The sequence below is a fragment of the Pseudomonas sp. W22_MBD1_FP4 genome (genome assembly GCF_052113765.1).
Lineage (GTDB): Bacteria > Pseudomonadota > Gammaproteobacteria > Pseudomonadales > Pseudomonadaceae > Aquipseudomonas > Aquipseudomonas sivasensis.
Genome location: NZ_JBGQOI010000012.1, coordinates 139,413 through 156,456, shown reverse-complemented (window position 1 = coordinate 156,456; position 17,044 = coordinate 139,413). Strand labels below are relative to the sequence as shown.

The following is a 17,044-nucleotide window of genomic DNA, read 5'->3' as shown; positions in this document are numbered from 1 at the left end:
CAGTCAAAATGTGGGAGCGGGCTTGCCCGCGAATGCAGTGGATCAGTCACCACTGCGTATTCGCGAGCAAGCCCGCTCCCACATTTGTTTTGTGCAGGCCCGACTCAGCGGCTACCCATCAATTCTGAACAATTGTTCTGAATTGGTCTTCTCCCTACTTTCCTAAGAGATAGTTCACACAGGAAAGCTAGGCCGGGTCATTAGACGCCGGCACCCTGTAGCATGTCGCTCAGGATCACCTATCGTTACAGCTTTCCGTGTGTAAGGAAGCTCACGATATGTTGCGAAACCTACCACTCAGTGCATCAGGCCGGTTGCGACTGCTCATCGGGGCAGCTTTATGCAGCCAGCTGTTGATGCCCACTTTCGCCATGGCCGATCCGGCCTATGACGCGCTGATTATCCAGGCGCGCAACGGCAACTTCACACCCGCCCTTACGCAATTGCGTCAGCTGTCTGCCGAGCGCCAGACGCCAGGCCAGGTCAGCGATCATGTGGTGATCGCCGGTTGGGCCGGGCAGGACGCCGAAGTGCTGAAGGTGTACGAAGCTGAGGGTAAACATCGCAACCTCAGTACCCAGGCGCTCGCCACCGTGGCGCGCACCTATCGCAATCAAAAGCAGTGGCCCCAGGCTGAGGCGACCTATCGCCAGGCGCTGCTTCGTGAACCGAATAACGTCGACCTGCAACTGGGCCTGGCCCTGACCCAGGCTGACGGCGGCAAAGCCAATGAAGCCGTGCAACGCACCCGCGCGCTGGTGGCCGCCAAGCCAGACGACCCCAACCGGCGCATGGCTCTGGGGTATGCGCTGACCCGCGCCGGCTTGAACTACGACGCGCTGTTTGAATTCGATCAGGCGTTTATCCGTGCTGGCGACAAGCCTGAAGTCGCCCGCGAATACATCGTCGCCCTGCAAAAGGCTCGCTTGCCGGAAGCCGCTTTGCGCCTGTCGGCCCAGCGTCCGGGCCTGCTGGACCCGGTGACCCAGCGCCGCCTCGAAGGTGACCTCGCCGCCGAACGGGTGCGCATGGCCGAGTTCGCCACGCGCAGCGAAAAAGAACGCTATGTGATTGCCGACCGCGCCCTGGCGGACTACGACAAACTGCTCGCTCGCTGGACCCCGGACGCCACCGCCCATGACGATGTGGTGCGCTGGCGCATCGACCGCCTGGGTGCACTCAAGGCGCGTGCACGTACCGCCGAGGTGATTCGCGAGTACGAAACGCTTAAGGCCGAAGGTGTGCAACTGCCGACCTACGCCGTGCGTTGGGTGGCCGCGTCCTACCTCGACCAGCGCCAGCCGGAAAAAGCCGAGCCGCTGTATCGCCAGGCGCTGAGCGCCACCGACGCGGAGCCCGAAGATCGGGTCGAAGACACCACCGCGCTGTTCTACGCGTTGCAGGAAAGCGACAAAGGCGAGGATGCCAACGAGGTCGCCAAAGGACTCGCCAACAGCCAGAACCCTCGGGTCGAGCTCAAGGGCTTGCCCATCGGCAACCCCAACGATGCGTGGATGGACGCCCAGCAACTGTCGGCCCAGGCCGGCGTCTACGGTGGCGACCTGCCGGGCAGCGAAGCCGGTTTGGAAGCGTTGGTAGCAAAAGCACCGGGCAACGTCGGCCTGCGTCTGGCCCAGGCTGACATGTATCGCGCCCGCGATCTGCCCCGGCGCGCCGAAGGCATTCTCAAGGAAACCGAAGCCCAGGCCCCGCGCGACATCGGCCTGGAAGTGAGCCAGGCCTACACCGCCATGGACCTGCAGGAGTGGCGCCAGCTCGACGTGCTCACCGACGACGTGGTTGCGCGCAACCCGGATAACCGTCAGGTGCAGCGCCTTAGCCGCCTGCGCGATGTGCATGACATGGCCGAGCTGCGCGTCGAGGCTTACACGGGTAAAAGCTTCGGCGGCGGTAATGACAGCGAAGCGGGTGCGGTGTCGGGGAGCCGTGACTGGGGCATCGAAAGCCGTCTCTACACGCCGCCTATCGACGAAGACTGGCGCCTGTTTGCCGGTGCCGGCTATGCCCGCGCAGATTTCGAAGAGGGTACCGGCCAGCATCGTTGGCAGGTTGTCGGCGTGGAGCGGCGCACCCGTGACATGACCATCGAAGCCGAGGTCTCCAACCATTCCTACGGCGATGGCTCCAAACAAGGCGCCGCGATCTCGATTGCCCGCGACATCAACGACAACTGGCAATACGGCGGCAGCCTCGGCTACCTGCTGAGCACCACGCCGTTGCGCGCGCTGAATGATCGCATCACCGCCAACGGCGGCAGTGGTTTTATTCGCTGGCGCGCCAACGAAAGCCGCGAGTGGAAACTGACCCTCAGCCCGTCCCACTTCAGCGACGGCAACGACCGCTTCGAAGCCTTGCTCAGCGGCCGCGAAGGCCTCTACAGCTCGCCGCGAGTGCAAGTGGACCTGGGCCTGGAAGTCGGCGCCAGCCGCAACAGCAAGGAAGACACGGTGTACTTCAATCCGAAGTCGGATTTGACCGTGCTGCCCGTCATCAACATCAACCATGTGCTCTATCACCGCTACGAGACCCAGTGGAGTCAGCAGTTCCAGGTCGGTGCGGGTACCTATAGCCAGCGCGATTACTCCACCGGCGGCATGGCGTTGATCGGCTACGGCCAACGCTATCGCTGGAACGATGTACTCGACGCTGGCGCCAACCTGAGCCTGATCAGCCGACCTTACGACGGTGATCGCGAACGCGATCTGCGCCTGCTCGTCGACCTCACTTACCGTTTCTAAAAGAGCCTGACCATGACCTTCCTCAGCCGTTGCTTGTTGGTTCTGGGCGTATTGCTGGCCAGTGCCTGCGCCCAGCAACCCGCACCTTTCACTCCACCCGCCGAGCGGCCGACACCGCTCAACGAACAGGCGTGGCCGAAAAACCACTTCCTGGGCATTGCCTACCACGATGTGTCGGATCGTGATCCTGACCAGGCCGTGGTGGCGGTGCGTACCGAGCGTTTGATCGAGCAGTTGGCTTGGTTGCGCGAGAACGGCTACCAGGCGGTCAGCGTTGACCAGATCCTGGCCGCCCGCCATGGCGGCCCGGCATTGCCGCCCAAAGCGATCATGCTCAGCTTCGACGACGGCTATTCGAGCTTCTACACCCGCGTGCTGCCTATTCTGCGCGCCTACCACTGGCCGGCGTTGCTGGCGCCGGTGGGCAGCTGGATCGACACACCGCTCAACCAGCCGGTGGATTTTGCCGGTTCACCCCGGCCGCGTGGTGAGTTCCTGACCTGGCAGCAGATTCGCGAAGTGTCCCAGTCCGGCCTGGTGGAAATCGCCGCGCACACCGATGCCAATCACAAAGGCATCCTGGCCAACCCCCAGGGCAACCTGGAGCCAGCTGCGACTTCCCTGCGTTATGACCCGGCCACCGGTCGTTATGAAAGCCAGGCCCAGTTCGATGCGCGGTTGCGTGCGGATGTGGTCGCGATCTCCAACAAGATCCAAACCGTGACCGGCAAGAAACCACGGGTCTGGGTATGGCCGTACGGCGCCGCCAAAGGCACCTCGCTGGCCATCGTTGGCGAGCAGGGCTACCAAATGGCCCTGACCTTGGAAGACGGCCTCGACAGCTCCGATGACCTGATGAACAGCCCGCGCTTTCTGGTGGCCTCCGACCCGGACGGCGAGCATTTCGCCAACAGCATCGTCGCTGTGCAAACCCCGGCACCGCTGCGGGTGTTGCATGTGGACCTGGATAACGTCTACGACCCGGACCCGGCCCAACAGGCGCGCAACCTCGACCAGTTGGTGCAGCGCGTGGTGGACATGGGCGCCGGCACGGTGTTCCTGCAAGCCTTCGCCGACCCCAAGGGTGACGGCCTGGTCCGCTCGCTGTACTTCCCCAACCGCCACCTGCCAGTGCGCGCCGACCTGTTCAACCGCGTCGCCTGGCAACTGCACACCCGTGCCCATGCCAGCGTGTATGCCTGGATGCCAGTGCTGAGTTTCGCCCTTGATCCCAAGCTGCCGCGTGTGACGCGCTGGGACCCGGAAACCGGCAAAGTGGGCATCGACCCGGATCAATACAAACGCCTGTCGCCGTTCGACCCGCAAGTGCGCAAAATCATTGGCGAGATCTATGAAGACCTGGCGCGCAACAGTGCCATCGACGGTGTGCTGTACCACGACGATGCGGTGTTCTCCGACTTCGAAGACGCCAGCCCCGCCGCGCTCAAGGCCTATGCCGCCAACGGCCTGCCGGGCAGCATCGAGGCCCTGCGCGCCGACCCTGCGGTGATGCAGCGCTGGACGCGCTTCAAGAGCCGCTACCTGATCGACTTCACCAAGGAGCTGACCGCCAAGGTCCGCGCTATCTCTGGGCCGCAGGTGCTGACCGCGCGCAACATCTTCGCGCAGCCGATGCTCAACCCAGAAAGCGAAGCCTGGTTCGCGCAGAACCTCGACGATTTCCTCCAGACCTACGACTGGACCGCGCCCATGGCCATGCCGCTGATGGAAGGGGAGACGCTGAAGAACTCCAACGCCTGGCTGGAGAAACTGGTGGCGACGGTCAAAGCCCGCCCCGGTGCGATGCAGCGAACGGTATTCGAACTGCAAGCCAAAGACTGGCGCACCCCGGCAGCCCCCGACCTGTCCGCCGAGCAAATGGCTGAATGGATGGGTGTACTCAAGCGCCAGGGTGTCACGAGTTTTGGCTACTACCCGGACAATTTCCTGGAAAACTCCCCGGACCTGAAGACTGTGCGTCCGGCCCTTTCCAACCAATGGAACCCTTGACCATGATCGACAGAATCCTGGCTTTATTCGTGCTGGCACTGGTATTAGGCGTGCCCCTGGGACTGATCTTCCTGGTCACCGGGCAGTTCCTGATGGACTTCGTGTTTTTCTACCCGCTGTTCATGTCGGCGCTGTGGATCTCCGGCGGCTTGTACTTCTGGCTGCACTGGGAGCGCCACTGGCCCTGGGAAGAAGACACCCCGGCGCCGACCCTGGCCGGCAACCCGCTGATCTCGATCATCATCCCTTGCTACAACGAGGGTGATAACGCCGCCGACACCATTCATGCGGCCCTCGGTCAGATGTACCCGAACATCGAAGTGATCGCGGTCAACGACGGTTCCAAAGACAACACCGCCGCAGTGCTCGACGCCCTGGCGCTGGAGCATCCACGCCTGCGGGTGCTGCACCTGGCGCAGAACCAGGGCAAGGCCGTGGCCTTGCGCATGGGTGCCGTGGCGGCGCGCAGCGAATACCTGGTGTGCATCGACGGCGATGCATTGCTCGATAAAAACGCGGCGGCTTATATGGTCGCGCCGATGCTCGACAACCCGCGCCTGGGTGCCGTGACCGGCAACCCTCGTATCCGCACACGCTCGACCTTGATCGGCCGCGTGCAGGTGGGCGAGTTCTCGTCGATCATTGGCTTGATCAAGCGCACGCAACGAGTGTTTGGTCGGATCTTCACCGTGTCGGGTGTGGTGGTGGCGTTTCGTAAAAAGGCGCTGGACCGCATCGACTACTGGTCCACCGACATGATCACCGAGGACATCGACGTCAGTTGGAAGCTGCAACTCGACCACTGGAGCATCTTCTACGAGCCCCGCGCGCTGTGCTGGATTCTGATGCCCGAAACCGTCGGCGGCCTGTGGAAACAACGGCTGCGCTGGGCCCAGGGTGGCGCCGAAGTACTGTTCAAAAACATCCGTGGCATCTGGCAATGGCGTCACCGCTACCTGTGGCCGCTGTTGTTCGAATACTGCCTGTCCACCGGTTGGGCGTTCACCTTCATGCTGTCGGTCATCTTTTGGGGCGTGGGCAAATTCACGCCGCTGCCCCAGGCGATCGCGGTGGACTCACTGATGCCGCCCGCGTTTACCGGCCTGGTGTTGGCGATGGTATGCCTGCTGCAATTTGCCGTGAGCATCCTGATCGACCGCCGCTACGAGAAAGACCTGTGGAAAACCCTGTTCTGGACCGTGTGGTACCCGATGGTGTTCTGGCTGGTCAGTCTGTTCACCACCCTGGTGAGTTTCCCCAAGGTGCTGTTCAACCAGCACCAGAAGCGCGCGCGCTGGGTCAGCCCGGATCGTGGCATCAAACCTGTTGAAGAGGAGGCGTGATCATGAAACTGGTCAGAACTCGCCAAAGTACCGTCATGTGGATCATCGACGTGGTGTTGACCCTGATGGCCTGGGCCGGATTGGTTTGGCTGCTGGCGCGAGGGATTACCTCGATGCTGGATACCCACGGCGGCCCGCGCATTGACGCGCCGATTTTTGCGGCGCTCAACACCTTGCAGATCTACCTCTGGATCGCGTTGTTCAACGCCGTGATCCTGGTCAGTTGGGCACGCTACCAGCAGCGCAAGGGGCGCAAGTTCGCCCAGCGTCGCGCCCAGGCCAAGGCCCTCAGCGACAAGAGCCTGAGCGAAAGCTTCAGCCTGGCAGAAGGCGACTTGGAGCAACTGCGCCGGCCAGGCGTGCTGGTGATTCATAACGACGAAGAGGGCGGCGTGTCGGAAGTGAAATCCCATGTCTCTCGTGACGTGGAGAAACCGGGGTTGACCTTGGTACCTGGCGCTGTCCAGAACAAAGACGCCAGCTAGTGCGCTAAACAACGCCTAAAGGCCGACCCATAACTCTGAAGTGAGCGGACTTGCCCCGCGCTGGGCTGCGAAGCCGCCCCAAAACCTGCCTCCGCCGTTTTACTGAGTAAACGCGCGGGTCTTAATGGGGCCGCTTCGCAGCCCGGCGCGGGGCAAGCCCGCTCACCACAGAGTCGTGTGGCAGCCTTTAATATTTGCGTCTATATCCATGCACCGGTAGCGGTGGGTCAGTTACAGATTTATTAGCTGACGCTCCCTCATCGGCGGCTGTTTCATCCTGCCAATAGTGATTATTGCGATCCAGTTCCCAGGCCCACCCCCGCGAACTTTTCTGCATTTCCCATTACTAATTTACTGCGCAATAACTTGGCGGCCAACTAGTGGCAGCTTCTAAGTTCTCCGACGAATCGATATCAAAACAGCTGCCGCCTGTCGGATTAATAGATTCGGTTTTAGGTCGCCAAACTTTTTGATAATTGTTTATTGTTATAAATCTATGTGTTGGGGCTTCAGGTAGCGCGAATGTCCAACTAGCTCGGATTCTTTGGTTGGTCAAAGTTTGATGTTGGTTTCCCTGCCCTTGAAATAGGGGTCAGACCACGGTTACATTAATAGTGGTCTGATCCCTGTGGTTTTCCCATTGCACTGCTAGTTGACAGAGAACCACGAATTTATCAAATAAATCAGGAAGTCACGGTGATGATCCAATGGCCTCGCTTGCTTAGATTCAAACAGGATGATGTCCTTGATATACCCGAGGGCTCCCGTTCACTCATTGATGAGGGTGTCTACAGCATTTCAGACACTCAATACTGTCTGGCCGATGTGATTAATGAGAACGGACAGGACACGCTGAGGGTGCTCTCGTTTTACTGGGCTGCCAGTCAGGGTGCGTTTCGGCGAGCCTGTTTCAGAGAAGTTGAAAGTGATGATATGGCTCTCGGTTATCCACCAGAAGTGCTAATACCTGAGCGGGCAGGGGCGACCTATAGTCAAATAAAACAAGCATTGACGGCGATGGGTGACGTCATGAAGCATGCTTCTTATCGAATAATGTCTGATGGCGCCTTTATTCATAAAAGCTTGGAGAGCGCGTCAGTGGTGTATCATTTTCGGTCGCTAGACTCGCTGGATGATGAGTTGCCTTATGCAATTGTATGGAAGTGTCGTCGTACTTAGCGTCTCTGCATAAAGTTGAAAGGAGACAGCGTATTTACATAGCAAGGAGTGGCCATGAGAAAAAATGAACCCTGGTGGGTAGCCGTTTATCTGCCTTGCGCCTCGGCGTTAGCGCTAGTGTCTATGTGTGCATTTTTTCAGATAGCGGGTTATTGGCTGAGTGGTGGTGAGGATATTATTAGCCTCTTGGAGGCGCATGTATTTTTCTATCTGCAAATGGCCGTGGCTGGATTTGCTTTAGGTTTCGTGCTTTGGTTTTTTAATGTCCGTTAGTGTTCCTGTAATAGAAGAGACCTCTTGGTTAGGGTGTAACTCTGATCGGTGAGCTATTAAGTGAAACTGCTTTTTTAATTTAAACTAGTGTGTCGCTATAATGTGCAGGACGACTGGCCTCGACAACCCGGATAATCGGCGCGCTGAGTTATTTTCTCTCTTCAAGGATGATCAATGAATCCCCGTATTCCGACACCACTGGCGCGCACGTTGAGTATCGGCTGTCGAGTCGCGCAGGGGTTGTGCCTGCTGGTAATGGCCGTCAGTGCCACTGCGTTCATGCTGGTCTGGGTCTACTTCGATAGGCGTGCGTCAATGTTGGGCTCGGCGGCGGCCGGTGTTTTGTGGTGCGCCATCGGGCTGTTGTTCGCGTTTGTGTTTGAGCAGCCTCGCACGCCGCGGGCAACGCTGCGATTTATGGTCAGTCGGATTGCTGTGGTGGTGGTGCTCGCAGCAGCGGCCGCCTATTTGGTCGGCACGCTTTGGATTGAGCCTGAGCGCGCATTGCTGGACGCTAATACCATCATGATCCAGCCCGGCAATCTGGCCCAGGTGCTCAGCCTCGCGGACCGTTTTGATGGCGGTAAATCCTGTGGCTGACAATCAACAAACAAGGACATTTCAGATGCTGTACAGAGCTTTTATCCTCCTTTGCCTGACGGCGCTCGCGGGCTGCCAGGGCCTGCCCTACCGGGGTGCGGAAGATCAGGCGCGGATCCGGGCCGACCTGGCGCTGGAGGCGACGCCCGCTGAGTTCACAAGGTTGCGCTGGGCTTATACGAACTACGGCGTTCAGGAGGGCGGCCAGACAAAGGATGCAATCGCCGTGGTGCAACCTGGGCTGGTGACGCTGGTGGGGTATGAGAGTGGGCGTTATGTTCGCCAGGCCAGTTTTCCCGCTGCCGTTGTGGACTGTGCCTACATCTTCGAAAGCCAGACCAGTGATCGGCCGATCTGGCTGTTGCAGAAAGACCGCATCGTGTTTCTGACTGTCAGCGACTTTCGTGGCAACGGCGATGTGCTCAAGCGCACGCAACTGGTCAAGGCGTTGGCCGCCAGCGGTTTCAGTCTGCACAGTGATGCTCAGGGACCTGCCTACCGACCGACGGGGAAGTCGGAACGCCTGTTGGTGCTCAACTCAATCGTCGGCAAGCATATGGAAGAGGTCGCCGAGAACCGGGCCTACAACGTGTGCCGTGGGCAATGATGGGATGGGCGGCACCACGGCCGCCTGATTTAACTCAGGCCGGGTTGGCATTGAGCATGGACTGATCGCATCCAACCGATCAAAGCCGTTGCGCAGCAGAATCGCCAGCAGATGGGCGGTTCACTCAATCGTCGCCAAACCCGGTGGCCATTTGGACGACGGCCGGACGATAAGCCCCCGCCCAGTGGAATCCCGCTCCCCGCTAACACCGCCGCATTGTGATCGACTACACAACTTTCCGACACAATCCTGAACCTTTTCGTACATTTGAAGGTCTTTACCGCGCCCACCCGCACGCGGTCGGGCTGCATGGACTGCAGCGTTTTCAAAAACATTAAGGATTGATGTGAGCCTTTTTCCCCCTATTCCCTTCTTCGCCACTGCCTTGTGCGGTGCGAATGGCTGCGCGCGCGTATTACGCAAACGCGCCGAGGGCATGCCTCTGGATCCGTTGATCCCTCACTCGATACACCTACTGCCGCCGGGCCTGTTGGCGGTTTTGACCTGTAGTTCATGGAGTTTGAAATGAAGCGTAAGCAATTCCAGAAAAGCCTGTTGGCAATCATGGTCGGCGCCATCAGCACGCAAGTGCTCGCGGTGGAAGTGGACCTTGGCGCGGGCAAGACCCAGTTTGTCAGCGAGACCTACAACGAGTCGCTGATCCTCACCGGGCAAACCACCCAGGTGACCACACCGACCAGTGCGCCCCCAGCCGGGCTGGGTGTCGCCGATACCCATATCCAGGGTTCGTTGATCAACCGCGCTGACATCACGCTGAATGCCGACGGCTACACCGTGCGGGGCTTTGCTCTGGACCCGATGTACTGGACTGGCCCGCCCAACCTCAACCCGGGCTCTGTCACCGGTGACGTGGTGCAGGCCGGTAACATCCTGATGAACAACGGTGGCGACGAAGGCCTGGAAATCGGCAAGACCAACATTGGCGGCAGCGTGATCAACTCCGGCACGATCATTTCGACGGCACCGTCGGCGCCTGCACCGCCGCCGTTCTATATCGGTGGGGGCGAGGGCATTTACCTGCACGGCACCACCATCGGCGGCGATGTGTCCAACACTGGTCTGATCGACATGGCCGGCGAAGGCGCGATCGGCATCGTGCTGGATCGCGACAACTTCACCCCCACCACCATCGGCGGCAAGATCCTCAACTCCGGCACTATCAAGGCCACGGGTGAAGGCGCTTGGGGCATCGAAGTGGAAACGGATACCAGCCCGCTGCGTATCGAAAACAGCGGTTTGATTTCTGCCAACGGCAATGACGCCAAAGGCATATTTTTTTATAACGGCACCATCGATTACATCCTCAACACCGGCACGCTTGAGGCCAAGGGCACCAATGCCAATGCCTTTGAGTTCCTGGAGGCCACCTTCGCCCAGAACAGCGCGAGCGGTTCGCGCGGCATCGTCAACCGTGGCACGGTCATCGCCGATGGCACGGCGATTCTGGTCGGCCCCGATCAAACGTCATCGTTCGAGATCAACCAGCAAGCCGGCGAAATCCGCAGCAACGCCGGCACGGCCATCGATGCGCGCAACCTGGCAACCCTGAACTGGACCGGTGGCGACATCATTGGCGATGTACTCAACCTGAGCGCGGTGAATATCGACGGCCAGGCGGGGTTCACCGGCAACCGCATCATCGCACCGGTGTCGGTCAACTCAGGGTCGCTGAACCTGTCGGCGCCCGGCACCGCCATCACCGGCAACCTCAACGTCGCCAGCGGCGCGGGCATCGATATGCACCTGTCCGACAGCGTCGTGCCGACCACGCCGTACCTGACCGTCAACGGTGCCGCCAATTTCGCCCAGGCGTCGAAGCTGACTGTGAGCGCTAACCCCGGCGACTTCGCCAGCACCAACGACGGCACGCAATACACCCTGTTGCAAGCCACCAGCGTGCAAGACAACGGCCTGTCCGTGGGCAGCTCTTCTGCGTTGCTGAATGTGCTCAGCTACTCGTCCGATGCGCAGACGGTCAAGGCCGTGGTGGCGGTCAAGGCTGACCAGCAAGTTGAGACAGACCTCTCTGGCGTGGGCGCGAGCCGTGCGTCGGCAACGGCGGTCAATACCTTCAAGAACGGTGTCCTGAGCCGTCTCAGCGCAGACGATGCAGTCTTCCAGGCGCTGGCCAACGCCGGCACCGCCGACCAACTGGCACGGGTTGGTGACCAGCTCGCGCCGGACGTCAACCGTGGCGCGCTGGACATCGCCTTGTCCGGGCAGACCGTGGTCAACGGCGCGATCTTCAACCGCCTCACCGAGCAGCGTGAAGCCAAAAAAGCCGGCGGTGTGTGGGTGCAGGGCCTAAGCAGCAACATGGATCAGGACGGTCGCGGCGGCAACAACGGCTACTCGGCCAACAGCAGCGGCATGGCGGTGGGCGTGGACAGTCGTGTGAGCGACACCACGACCCTGGGCGTGGCTTACAGCTACCTCAATTCGAATATTCATTCGGACCTGGGCAACAAGACCGACGTCGAGGGGCACGCACTGTCGCTGTATGGCAACTGGTCGCTGCAAGACTGGTTTGTCGATGGCAGCCTCAGCTACGGCCACAACGAAAACGACAGCAAGCGCCATATCGCCGGTACCACGGCCAAGGGCAGCTACGACAGCAATGTGTTGTCGGCCAGTGTGATCGGTGGCTACAGCTTCAAGCCGTCGCAAGCGGTGGTGGTCGAGCCACGGGTGGCTGCGCGTTATTCCAACGTGCGCATGGATGGCTACGACGAGAAAGGCTCCTCGGCCGCACTGAGCACGCGTTCGCAGCGTTATGAAGTGGGTGAGTTGGGCGCCGGTGTGCGTCTGGCGGGCAACCTGCCGATGGGCGCTGGCAGCCTGCAACCGGAAGCGACCTTGATGGCCTATCACGACCTGATGGGTGATCGCGTGGCGCAAACCTCCAGCTTCGTGGCCGGTGGTTCAGCGTTTACCGTGACCGGTGCGTCGGTGGCGCGTGACAGCTATGAGGCCAGTGTTGGCGTTAACTATCAGGTGTCGGACTTCAGCGTGGGCGCCAGCTATACGCGCCAGGCGCGCAGTGGTTTTGATGCTGACGGCGTAATGCTCAAAGCACGCTACGCGTTCTAAGCAACCGTCTGGCCGTAATACTGATTTGTGGTGAGGCTGTTCACCACAGATCAGCCCTGCTTGGGTTGTGATCAGAGCAACTTGCGCTGCACCGGTTAGCAGGTTGCAAGACCTATCCGTGGTGAGCGGGCTTGCCCCACGCTGGGCTGCGCAGCGGCCCCAAGGCCAGACAATGCGTTCTTTCTGAAAGGACGCGGTGTTTGTACTAGGGGCTGCTGCGCAGCCCAGCGCGGGGCAAGCCCGCTCACCACAAAAAAGCCCCAGCTCACCACAAAAATGCCCCTGCTCACTACAAAAAAAGCCCCTGCTCACCAGAAAAAAGCTTCTGTTCATCACATAACAAGCCCCACTGGGCCTGCTTCAGTGGGGTGAGGTCAGAGCAACTTGCGCTGCACCGGTTAGCAGCCTGCAACACCGATCTGTGGTGAGCGGGCTTGCCCCGCGCTGGGCTGCGCAGCGGCCCCACGGCCAGACAATGCGTTCTGTCTGAAAGGATGCGGTGTTTGTACCAGGGGCTGCTTCGCAGCGCAGCGCGGGGCAAGCCCGCTCACCACAAAAATGCCCCAGCTCACTACAAAAAAGCCCCTGCTCACCACAAAAAAGCTTCTGTTCATCACATAACAAGTCCCACTGTGCCTGCTTCAGTGGTGTGAGGTCAGAGCAACTTGCGCTGCACGGGTTAGCAGGTTGCAACACCGATCTGTGGTGAGCGGGCTTGCCCCGCGCTGGGCTGCGAAGCGGCCCCACGGCCAGACAATGCGTTCTGTCTGAAAGGGTGCGGTGTTTGTACCAGGGGCTGCTTCGCAGCCCAGCGCGGGGCAAGCCCGCTCACCACAAAAATGCCCCTGCTCACTACAAAAAAGCCCCTGTTCACCACAAAAAAGCTTCTGTTCATCACATAACAAGTCCCACTGTGCCTGCTTCAGTGGGGTGAGGTCAGAGCAATTTGCGCTGCACCGCTTCATCCAGCGTACTGCGCGTCAGCGCTTCCACGACTTCGCGTGTATCGGCCTGGAATGGGATGCCTACGATCAGCACCAGATGCATCCAGGTGCGCACCGATTCGCTCTTTTTGACCCGACCCAGTTCCTTGCCATCCTTGTCTTTGAACACCGTCTCCAAGGTGAAAATATTTTTCGCCGTGGACGGAATGATGAAGAACGTGAAGCCGGTGATGAACGCCGACACCGGGCTGTACTCTTCGTTGTTATGCAGCGTGGCATCCACGTAGATATCCGAGTCGACCTTGTCGGTGCTCACCCGCGTAAAACGGTTGGACTCGCGAAAGGAATCGGCCACGGCCTTTTCCCACAGCACCACCGGGGCGCCGACCGCAGCGTTGCCCGGGCCGCCGTTGACGTGGTTTTGCGCTGTTGTGTGCACGTACGCCGTGGGTTTTTGCGCCGGGGTGTTAGCGGTTGGCGGCCAGGGTTGCACGGTTGGCAGTTCGTGCTGTGAATACGACACGCAACCGGTCAACAACACGGCGGCCAGTACCAGGCTGTGTTTCATCAATCCTTTCATGCTTCGCTCCTTGAAATTATGGCTTGGCCAAGTTGGCAGTGGCGGTATCGAGCAGTTGCCCGACCAGCTTGGTCAGCTGTTGGCCGCCCATCGAAGGTGCCCAATATTGGCCGCTGTAAAGCCCGACGTTATGTTCGAATTTGATCGAGTCCTTGGCTTTGGCCAGCTCTTTACCGTTGCGGTCGACGATCACCAGGTCGCCGGCCACCTCGAAGCTGTCGACGTAGATCGGGCCGTTGACCCAGATCCAGATGGTCAGCGTCAGCAGCGCGCCGGGTACGTACGCCGGGTGCGGGCTGCGATGGCCTTTGAGAGAAGTCATGTTGAATTTGAGCGTTACGTCTTGCTCTCCCAGGCGTACCGGATACTCGGTGACCTGCTTGAAGTAACCCGCAGTGCGCACGTACTGACTGATCTGGGCCGTCAGGGAGCTGCTGATGGCAGCCTTGTTGGCCTCGTTAACGTCGGCAGCACTCACCGCCACATCAGCGATTTGCGCGCTGCGTGGACTGCTGACAGCTACCGGGTGGAGCGGGGCGGCGATAGGGCCGGTGACGGTGTAGGAAACGCAGCCGGTCATCGACAGCGTCGCGATCAGGGCCGTAGCCCGAAGGAAAACTTTAAACACGCAATATCCCTATTAATAAACGAACACAAAACAGTGTCTCGACAGGATGTTACACAACTTGAGGAATGTGCGGCGGCGCACGCAGGCGACCAAAAGCACTTGAGAAGCCCTCTCAACCCCGTAAAATGCCGCGATTGTTTAAAGCACGATACTTTTCAGGGAAGAAGTCATACATGCGCGTGTTCGCCATTTTCATTGCTGCCTGCCTGATGGCGGGCTGCGCCTCCAAGCCGCAGTACTACATCTCCCCGGCGCCGGTCACCATTCCCAAGAACGCCACTTACTGGCTCGACACGTTTGATGTTGAGGTCGTGGGCAAGAACGAGCGTTTTTTGCCGGATGACAAGGTTCGCCAACAACTCGGCGTCGATCTGGTCGACCGTCTGCTCAGCGCCAAGCGTTATGCGCCGAGCAAAGAAAAGGCCGATTACCTGCTGGATGTCAGCATTGTCTATACGCGCCATATCCCGGACTCAAAAGGCGGCCTCTCGACGTTGATCGTTGATGACAACACCATTCTGGCCGCTGTCGATTTCAGCTATCAGGTCAAGGTCAAGAAGGGCGCTGGCGAGGTGCTGCATTTTGCCAAGACGCGTAACAACCTTGTGCCTGCTGGCGTAATGGGCGAGGCGCAAAAATGGAGAACCATGGGCGGCATTATCACCAACTCCGGTAACTCCAGCGTCGAGCGTTTTTATACCGGCGTTTTGAGTCGCGACATCGTCGATGACCTGCGCGCCATTCCTTCTCGCTAACGCTATCTACCCCCGATTTATCACCTCAGGAGCACTACGTGAAAGCACTCTCCAAAATCCTGCTGTCAGGCCTCACCGTCGCAGCGCTGCTGACCGTGGCCGGTTGCGCCACCGAAAGCAACCGAGCCCTGCCGGTAGAGCAAGTCGCCAGTGCAAACGTCGCCTATTCCGGCGTGCGCGTGCCGATTGCTGTAGGTAAGTTCGACAACCGCTCCAGCTACATGCGCGGCATCTTCTCCGATGGCGTCGACCGCCTCGGCGGTCAGGCCAAGACCATCCTTATCACTCACCTGCAGCAAACCAATCGCTTCAGCGTGCTGGACCGCGACAACATGGGCGAAATCTCCCAGGAAGCTGCGATCAAAGGCACCGCGCAGAAGCTCAAGGGCGCTGACTATGTTGTAACGGGCGACGTGACCGAGTTCGGTCGTAAAGAAACCGGCGACCGCCAGTTGTTCGGCATCCTCGGCCGTGGCAAGACCCAAGTGGCTTACGCCAAAGTCGCGTTGAATATCGTCAACATCAACACGTCCGAAGTGGTGTATTCCACCCAGGGCGCCGGTGAATACGCGCTGTCCAACCGTGAAGTGGTCGGCTTCGGCGGCACCGCCAGCTACGACTCCACCCTCAATGGCAAGGTTCTGGACCTGGCCATGCGCGAAGCGATCAACCGCCTCGTCGACGGCATCAACGCCGGCGCCTGGAACCCGCGCAACTGATCAGCAACACCTCAAGGAGCAGTACACGGATGAGCAAGGCAGTGAAGTTGGCGCTGATGCTGACAGCAATCGCGGCGGTCGCCGGGTGCCACACGGCGCCCCAACCCCTGTATCAATGGGAAAGCTACCAGCCGCAGGTTTACGAGTACTTCAAGGGCGAGCCCAAGGAAGCGCAGGTCGAGGCACTGGAGCGCGATCTGCAAAAGATCAACGCCAGTGGTCGCAAGGCACCGCCGGGTTACCACGCGCACCTGGGCATGCTGTACCTGAGCATGGGCAAGGATGACCAGATGGTGCAGGAGTTCCGCACCGAGAAGGCACTGTTCCCCGAGTCCGCTGCTTACATGGACTTTCTGCTGAAAAACGCCAAGACCGGAGTGGCCACCAAATGAGCCTGTTGAAACTCACTGGCGCCCTGCTGGCCTTGGCTTTGCTCGGCGGTTGCGCGACGCCAAAGACCGTGGATTACACGGCGTATAAACAGGCTCGGCCGAAATCGATCCTGGTGCTGCCACCGATCAACGAATCGCCGGAAGTGCAGGCCTCGTACAGCTTGGTCTCGCAAGTGACCTACCCGCTGGCCGAAGCTGGTTACTACGTGTTGCCGATCGCTTTGGTGGACGAAACCTTCCGCCAGAACGGCCTGACCACCGCCAACGATATCCAAGGCCTGGCGCCGACCAAGCTGCATGACATCTTCGGCGCGGACGCGGCGCTGTACATCACCGTCAGCGAGTACGGCACCAAGTACATGCTGATCACCAGCGACACTGCTGTGACCGCCTCGGCCAAACTGGTGGACCTGCGCACCGGCACCACCCTGTGGACCGGCACCGCACGTGCGTCCAGCGAGGAAGGCAACAACAACGGTGGCGGCCTGGTAGGCATGTTGATTACGGCAGCGGTCAAGCAGGTGATCAACAGCTCCACCGATGCGGCGCACCCGATTGCCGGCATCACCAGTGCGCGATTGCTGTCGCCGGGTCAACGCGCCGGGATCCTGTACGGCCCGCGTAACCCGAAGTACGGCACGGACTGACCTCGATTCTGA

General features: G+C 59.9%; 15 protein-coding genes. 13 read left to right on the top strand and 2 right to left on the bottom strand.

The window, feature by feature from the left end:
* Positions 1–278: 278 nt before the first annotated feature.
* From pgaA to ACEN2T_RS16945, 9 genes are all read left to right on the top strand, one after another.
* Positions 279–2,759, top strand: a complete 2,481-nt coding sequence (gene pgaA, locus ACEN2T_RS16985) for a poly-beta-1,6 N-acetyl-D-glucosamine export porin PgaA (RefSeq protein ID WP_442117049.1) — start codon at positions 279–281, stop codon at positions 2,757–2,759.
* 12 nt (positions 2,760–2,771) lie between these two features.
* Positions 2,772–4,769, top strand: coding sequence for a poly-beta-1,6-N-acetyl-D-glucosamine N-deacetylase PgaB (gene pgaB / locus ACEN2T_RS16980; RefSeq protein ID WP_181640224.1), 1,998 nt, complete (start codon positions 2,772–2,774; stop codon positions 4,767–4,769).
* A 2-nt stretch (positions 4,770–4,771) separates the two neighbouring features.
* Positions 4,772–6,112 (top strand): poly-beta-1,6-N-acetyl-D-glucosamine synthase, encoded by a 1,341-nt coding sequence (gene pgaC / locus ACEN2T_RS16975; protein WP_442117048.1) that lies wholly within the window; start codon positions 4,772–4,774, stop codon positions 6,110–6,112.
* Between the two features lie 2 nt (positions 6,113–6,114).
* Complete coding sequence (gene pgaD, locus ACEN2T_RS16970; protein ID WP_032884843.1) at positions 6,115–6,597, top strand: poly-beta-1,6-N-acetyl-D-glucosamine biosynthesis protein PgaD; 483 nt, start codon at positions 6,115–6,117, stop codon at positions 6,595–6,597.
* A gap of 699 nt (positions 6,598–7,296) precedes the next feature.
* Complete coding sequence (locus tag ACEN2T_RS16965) at positions 7,297–7,776, top strand: hypothetical protein (protein ID WP_442117059.1); 480 nt, start codon at positions 7,297–7,299, stop codon at positions 7,774–7,776.
* 54 nt (positions 7,777–7,830) lie between these two features.
* Positions 7,831–8,049 carry a hypothetical protein gene (locus ACEN2T_RS16960; protein WP_032884847.1) on the top strand — a complete coding sequence of 73 codons (219 nt, stop codon included), beginning with the start codon at positions 7,831–7,833 and terminating at the stop codon, positions 8,047–8,049.
* 174 nt (positions 8,050–8,223) lie between these two features.
* The gene (locus ACEN2T_RS16955; RefSeq protein WP_442117047.1) at positions 8,224–8,649 is read left to right on the top strand and encodes a hypothetical protein; all 426 of its coding nucleotides are present in this window, start codon (positions 8,224–8,226) and stop codon (positions 8,647–8,649) included.
* Between the two features lie 25 nt (positions 8,650–8,674).
* On the top strand, positions 8,675–9,256 hold the full coding sequence (locus ACEN2T_RS16950; protein ID WP_095186323.1) for a hypothetical protein: 582 nt from the start codon (positions 8,675–8,677) through the stop codon (positions 9,254–9,256).
* 525 nt (positions 9,257–9,781) lie between these two features.
* Positions 9,782–12,367: an autotransporter family protein gene (locus ACEN2T_RS16945; RefSeq protein WP_032884849.1), complete on the top strand. Its 2,586-nt coding sequence runs from the start codon at positions 9,782–9,784 to the stop codon at positions 12,365–12,367.
* 936 nt (positions 12,368–13,303) lie between these two features.
* On the opposite strand, the gene ACEN2T_RS16940 is transcribed toward ACEN2T_RS16945, so the two are convergent.
* Positions 13,304–13,891, bottom strand: a complete 588-nt coding sequence (locus ACEN2T_RS16940) for a hypothetical protein (RefSeq protein ID WP_442117046.1) — start codon at positions 13,889–13,891, stop codon at positions 13,304–13,306.
* Positions 13,892–13,907: 16 nt separating this feature from the next.
* Complete coding sequence (locus ACEN2T_RS16935) at positions 13,908–14,519, bottom strand: hypothetical protein (protein WP_095186321.1); 612 nt, start codon at positions 14,517–14,519, stop codon at positions 13,908–13,910.
* A 173-nt stretch (positions 14,520–14,692) separates the two neighbouring features.
* Here ACEN2T_RS16935 and ACEN2T_RS16930 point away from each other — a divergent pair, with 173 nt between their 5' ends.
* From ACEN2T_RS16930 to ACEN2T_RS16915, 4 genes are read left to right on the top strand one after another with little or no spacing between them, the layout of a single operon-like run.
* The gene (locus ACEN2T_RS16930) at positions 14,693–15,274 is read left to right on the top strand and encodes a hypothetical protein (RefSeq protein ID WP_442117045.1); all 582 of its coding nucleotides are present in this window, start codon (positions 14,693–14,695) and stop codon (positions 15,272–15,274) included.
* Positions 15,275–15,312: 38 nt separating this feature from the next.
* Positions 15,313–15,993, top strand: coding sequence for a CsgG/HfaB family protein (locus tag ACEN2T_RS16925; RefSeq protein WP_179179684.1), 681 nt, complete (start codon positions 15,313–15,315; stop codon positions 15,991–15,993).
* A 29-nt stretch (positions 15,994–16,022) separates the two neighbouring features.
* Positions 16,023–16,385, top strand: a complete 363-nt coding sequence (locus tag ACEN2T_RS16920; RefSeq protein WP_032884856.1) for a DUF4810 domain-containing protein — start codon at positions 16,023–16,025, stop codon at positions 16,383–16,385.
* A complete protein-coding gene (locus ACEN2T_RS16915; RefSeq protein ID WP_032884857.1) occupies positions 16,382–17,032 on the top strand; it encodes a DUF799 domain-containing protein in 651 nt (216 codons plus the stop codon). The genes ACEN2T_RS16920 and ACEN2T_RS16915 overlap by 4 nt, the downstream gene beginning before the upstream one ends.
* Positions 17,033–17,044: the final 12 nt, after the last annotated feature.

Bases quoted from the DNA above. Each gene is read 5' to 3' on its own strand.
- pgaA (WP_442117049.1), top strand. From the start codon at position 279: ATGTTGCGAAACCTACCACTCAGTGCATCAGGCCGGTTGCGACTGCTC.
- pgaB (WP_181640224.1), top strand. From the start codon at position 2,772: ATGACCTTCCTCAGCCGTTGCTTGTTGGTTCTGGGCGTATTGCTGGCC.
- pgaC (WP_442117048.1), top strand. From the start codon at position 4,772: ATGATCGACAGAATCCTGGCTTTATTCGTGCTGGCACTGGTATTAGGC.
- pgaD (WP_032884843.1), top strand. From the start codon at position 6,115: ATGAAACTGGTCAGAACTCGCCAAAGTACCGTCATGTGGATCATCGAC.
- ACEN2T_RS16965 (WP_442117059.1), top strand. From the start codon at position 7,297: ATGATCCAATGGCCTCGCTTGCTTAGATTCAAACAGGATGATGTCCTT.
- ACEN2T_RS16960 (WP_032884847.1), top strand. From the start codon at position 7,831: ATGAGAAAAAATGAACCCTGGTGGGTAGCCGTTTATCTGCCTTGCGCC.
- ACEN2T_RS16955 (WP_442117047.1), top strand. From the start codon at position 8,224: ATGAATCCCCGTATTCCGACACCACTGGCGCGCACGTTGAGTATCGGC.
- ACEN2T_RS16950 (WP_095186323.1), top strand. From the start codon at position 8,675: ATGCTGTACAGAGCTTTTATCCTCCTTTGCCTGACGGCGCTCGCGGGC.
- ACEN2T_RS16945 (WP_032884849.1), top strand. From the start codon at position 9,782: ATGAAGCGTAAGCAATTCCAGAAAAGCCTGTTGGCAATCATGGTCGGC.
- ACEN2T_RS16940 (WP_442117046.1), bottom strand. From the start codon at position 13,891: ATGAAAGGATTGATGAAACACAGCCTGGTACTGGCCGCCGTGTTGTTG.
- ACEN2T_RS16930 (WP_442117045.1), top strand. From the start codon at position 14,693: ATGCGCGTGTTCGCCATTTTCATTGCTGCCTGCCTGATGGCGGGCTGC.
- ACEN2T_RS16920 (WP_032884856.1), top strand. From the start codon at position 16,023: ATGAGCAAGGCAGTGAAGTTGGCGCTGATGCTGACAGCAATCGCGGCG.
- ACEN2T_RS16915 (WP_032884857.1), top strand. From the start codon at position 16,382: ATGAGCCTGTTGAAACTCACTGGCGCCCTGCTGGCCTTGGCTTTGCTC.